This window comes from Candidatus Neomarinimicrobiota bacterium (genome assembly GCA_034716895.1).
Classification (GTDB): domain Bacteria; phylum Fidelibacterota; class UBA8477; order UBA8477; family JABMPR01; genus JABMPR01.
In genome coordinates, this window is the sequence record JAYEKW010000218.1 from 1 (window position 1) to 1,775 (window position 1,775).

1 protein-coding gene is annotated in these 1,775 nt (G+C 43.5%); it reads left to right on the forward strand.

The genetic code is table 11. The features are described from left to right. Positions 1-1,401: hypothetical protein (locus U9Q77_12665; GenBank protein ID MEA3288211.1), on the forward strand; the 1,401-nt coding region annotated here is incomplete at its 5' end. Between the last annotated feature and the right edge of the window lie 374 nt (positions 1,402-1,775).

Consider the following 1,775-nt stretch of genomic DNA (forward strand, 5'->3'; position numbering starts at 1 on the left):
GGTCGCAGGGTTGATTTTGACGCTATTTATTCTCTCAGCGCTACCCAGACAGACAGTGTTTACCGTCGTTTCAGGCCGGATTATTATTTCTATGATCTTAATGGCAAGATCACTTTCGATGTAAGTGAGGATACCAAAATATCCGGCAACATGTATCTTACATTTGATAAGCTCCATTGGTTGGGTGATCAGGGACGCAGTGCTCATTCAAGTTGGTATAATGGTTTTATGTCGGCACGCATTCAACATCGTTTCAATCCACGTATGTTGACCCAAACGCATCTCTTCAGAAAGACCTACCATAGCTTTTTGAGGGCGGATCAATTGCCATTGGGCTTGAATGTGGATCTGGATGGTGACTTTGTTAACACATTGAATACTTATGGCATCTCATCCCAGGCCGACTATTTCCTGAGTGGAAACAATATGGTTTCCCTGGGATTCAGTACGGAGTTGTTATCATCGGAGCTCGCTTTCGTGGATTCCAGCACATCCGGGATTAATTCAGGATGGATCACCAGGGGTCGGGCAGGCTATCGCTATACCTTGCCATATAATCTGTCTGCTGATCTGGGTATTCAGGCTGCATTTTCCACATTTTCAGAGAATCTGGCTGTGAACCCCAGCTTTTTAGTCAATTGGGAGCCTTCTAATATTTACAACGCATACTTTTCTATGGTTCAGTCCAGCCCGCTGATGCGTGCAACTTCCATGTCCAATGCATTGAGCCGGCCCCTGTTTGATATTCTTATTCCAGCAGATACATCATTGGCGGTTCCCGGGAACCTCAATCTTAGTCTGGGAGGTCGTTTTATGCCCATCATTGGCTATGATTTTCATGCTGAATTGTTCTCCCAGATACTGATCAACCCCACTTTAATGGATAGTGGGTGGGTGGGACATTTTGAGGATCAGCAGAAATGGCTCAGTGTTTATGATTCAGGAACGATCAATGGTTTAAACCTGTCTATAGAAAAACTGACACCCGGTATCCGCAGTTTAGCGAAATATCGTTTCAGCAGATCAAAATTGACAAATGCTCAAGGAGTTGAAAATCTCTTATCGGGACACCGTGAGCATGAATTCTATTTCATTATGGATGGCAAGCTGAAGGACAATATGGGCTACCGGATGGATCTGACCCTGGCATCAGGGAAGCGGTATTTGGCTGCTGATGCGAGTTGGGACTGGTCCTCAGCCTATCATCGTATTGATGTCTCCTTCTACCGGGATGTAACCTGGGAGTTGGTCGATGGTCGGATCAGCTTAAAATTATTCAATCTTACCAATAGTTCCAATCTGGAGTTTGATCAAGCTGTCTGGGTCACAAATAGTCTTCAGGATCGGGCTTTCGTGTTGTTGCCATTTACGCCCACGCTTAATTTTGATTTTGTTTTTTGACGATCTCGCAAAAAGTCCCTCTCGCCCGCCTGCGTATAACTTCGTGCGGGCAGGCAGAGCGCGCAGAGCGTTGTATTGAGTTCATCGAAATGACGCAAAGTGTTGATATGTATGGATTTAGGCTCATTCGCTATATGTAGTTGTGTTTTATGATTTTAGGGCATATTTTATGAATTCTCAGATACTTTTTGCGGTTTCGTCTTTTTAACAAAAGATTCTTCTATGGAGCTGTAGTTGAGTGAGTTTTATACCAAATTCAGCTCCAAATGGCCTGTAATTTCTTCATCTTTTACCGTTTTACTTCACTTAATATTTTATCCATAGCTATACTTCGATGAACTCAGCACAAGTGGCTATGCAGAAAACATGAAGAT